The organism is Mesorhizobium sp. M7A.F.Ca.CA.002.04.1.1 (genome assembly GCF_004022805.1).
Classification (GTDB): Bacteria; Pseudomonadota; Alphaproteobacteria; order Rhizobiales; family Rhizobiaceae; genus Mesorhizobium; species Mesorhizobium ciceri.
The window spans coordinates 1-1943 of sequence record NZ_RZPL01000909.1 but is presented as its reverse complement, the minus strand read 5'-3'; the positions used below and the strand labels follow the sequence as shown (position 1 = coordinate 1943).

Annotated in this window: 2 protein-coding genes and 1 pseudogene; all 3 read right to left on the bottom strand. The window is 63.4% G+C overall.

Annotation, left to right across the window (positions count from 1 at the left end):
- The coding region (locus ENZ75_RS30295) for a trypsin-like peptidase domain-containing protein (protein ID WP_206617134.1) at window positions 1–597 on the bottom strand (597 nt) is incomplete at its 3' end.
- A gap of 245 nt (window positions 598–842) precedes the next feature.
- The gene (locus ENZ75_RS30290) at window positions 843–1562 is read right to left on the bottom strand and encodes an MBL fold metallo-hydrolase (RefSeq protein ID WP_128278566.1); all 720 of its coding nucleotides are present in this window, start codon (window positions 1560–1562) and stop codon (window positions 843–845) included.
- Between the two features lie 53 nt (window positions 1563–1615).
- Window positions 1616–1943 (bottom strand): annotated as a pseudogene (locus ENZ75_RS30285) (6-phosphofructokinase); the annotation flags it as partial.

Here is a 1943-nt window from a genome sequence, read left to right as displayed (position 1 = left end):
GCCGAAGGCCAGCACCTGGTCGCCTGGCATAAGCTTGTCGGAATCGCCCCATTTGACGGTCGGCAGGGGTTTGTCCGACTTGATCTTCAGCACGGCGAGATCGTTCTTGGCATCGCGGCCGATGAGCTTGGCCGGAAGTTCGGTGCCGTCGTCGAGCGTCACCTTGATCGAAGAGGCCCCATCGATGACGTGATTGTTGGTGACGATGGTGCCGTCGGAGGCGACGATGAAGCCGGAACCCAGCGCCTCGGCGCGCTGCGGTTGCTGTTGCGGCGGCGTCTTGGGCGTCGGCATGCCCTGGTCACCGAAGAACTGGCGGAAATAGTCGTCGAAAGGCGAGCCGCCGTCGAAAGGAGAGGCATCGCTCATCGTTTCAGGCTGTGCCTTCATGACCGTGGTGACCGTCACCACCGCCGGCTTGTCGGCGGCAACGATGGGTGCGAACGAGCCATTGGGCGCAGTGATGCCGGCAACAGGTGTCTGGGTCGTCGGAACGGTGTTGCCCGCGCTTTGGGCGAAAGACATGACGAAGGGGGATATGATCAGCGCAGCGCCCAGCAAGGCCGCGACGCGATGCCTACGAAGGATATCTGACATGGTCGTTTGTCCGGGCGAGAGTTGATCCAGCGCCGTGGCCTCCCATGCGGGAAATCGGTCATCGGCGTGTCGAGGTTGCAATTGCCCGTCTCGCCTACATGGCAGCCAACCGGATCGACGGCCTTGCATCTAGGGCGCGGATTGGCCCGATTTAGGGTTTTCGGGCGACCTTACGAAGATTTAATATCCGCACGGCGGCAGGGTCACAAAGTCGTCGGGTCGCGCCTTGCTGCCTCGCTGGAGCCTCAGCCACCGGCGATTCGTCCGAGATAGGCCGTAGCAATCTCGCGCATGCGCTTGCCGTCGAAGCTCGGTCCGTGTCCTCCATGACCGATACGGATCGGCAGGTCGAGCAGGCGCCGCATCGTACTGATATAGGCGGCCGGGTCGGAATCCGGCAGGTCGTCTATCAGCATGGCGTCGTAGATGGCATCGCCGCTGAAGAACAGTCCGTCGGCCTCGTCGAACAGCGCGATCGAATCCGGTGAATGGCCCGGCAAATGCAGCACGCGAAATTGCCGGTCGCCAAGATCGACGACATCGCCCTCGTCCAGGGTTCGCGTCAACGGCGCGGGCGGGATCCTGTAGTCGGCCGACTTCCATCCGGACGCCGGCAGTTTCGAGACGGCACCCTCGAGGTCGTGGAACATGTAGGCGTAAGTCGCGGCCTCATCCATGGTCTCGAACCGAGCCGCGCTCATTCTTGGCCCGGCCCGCAACGGGAATTCATGCAGCGAGCCGACGTGGTCGAGATGGATGTGGGTGGCAACGACCAGCAACGGCTTGCCCTGCGGCGTCTCGATCTGCGGCGCCAGCGGACAGATGCCCATACCGGTGTCGACGAGCAGGTCGGCATCGCGACCGCGCAGATGCCAGATATTGGCCCGAACATAGGCATGCACGAAGGGCTCGGTCAGCATCGTCGTCTTGCCGTCGACCACGCTCCTGCTGAACCAGCTCGGCATCAAGTGTGAGTCCGGCATACGAAGTGAGCCGGGCATCAGGTGTGAGCCCGGCATCAGACGAAGGGCTTCCCGACCTTGTACTTTTCCGGCACCAGCCGCTTGAGATAGGCCATGCCGGCATCCGACAGCTGATTGACGTCGGGCTTCATGAAATCGTCAGGCATGTGGCGGGTCTTGCCGGCGACGTTCTTGAGCGGCACTTTCTTCAGCACCGTTCTGGTGCCGTCATATTGCAGCGCCACCGAGCCGCCGCCCTGTTCGGCGACGGTGACCGCGAAAGCGCCGGCATCGAAAGCCTCCTGCGCGTCGACCGCGCTGATGGCGCCGATATAGCCGCGCGGCATGTAGCCGAGCGCGTCGACGCGGGCACGCTTGCCGGGC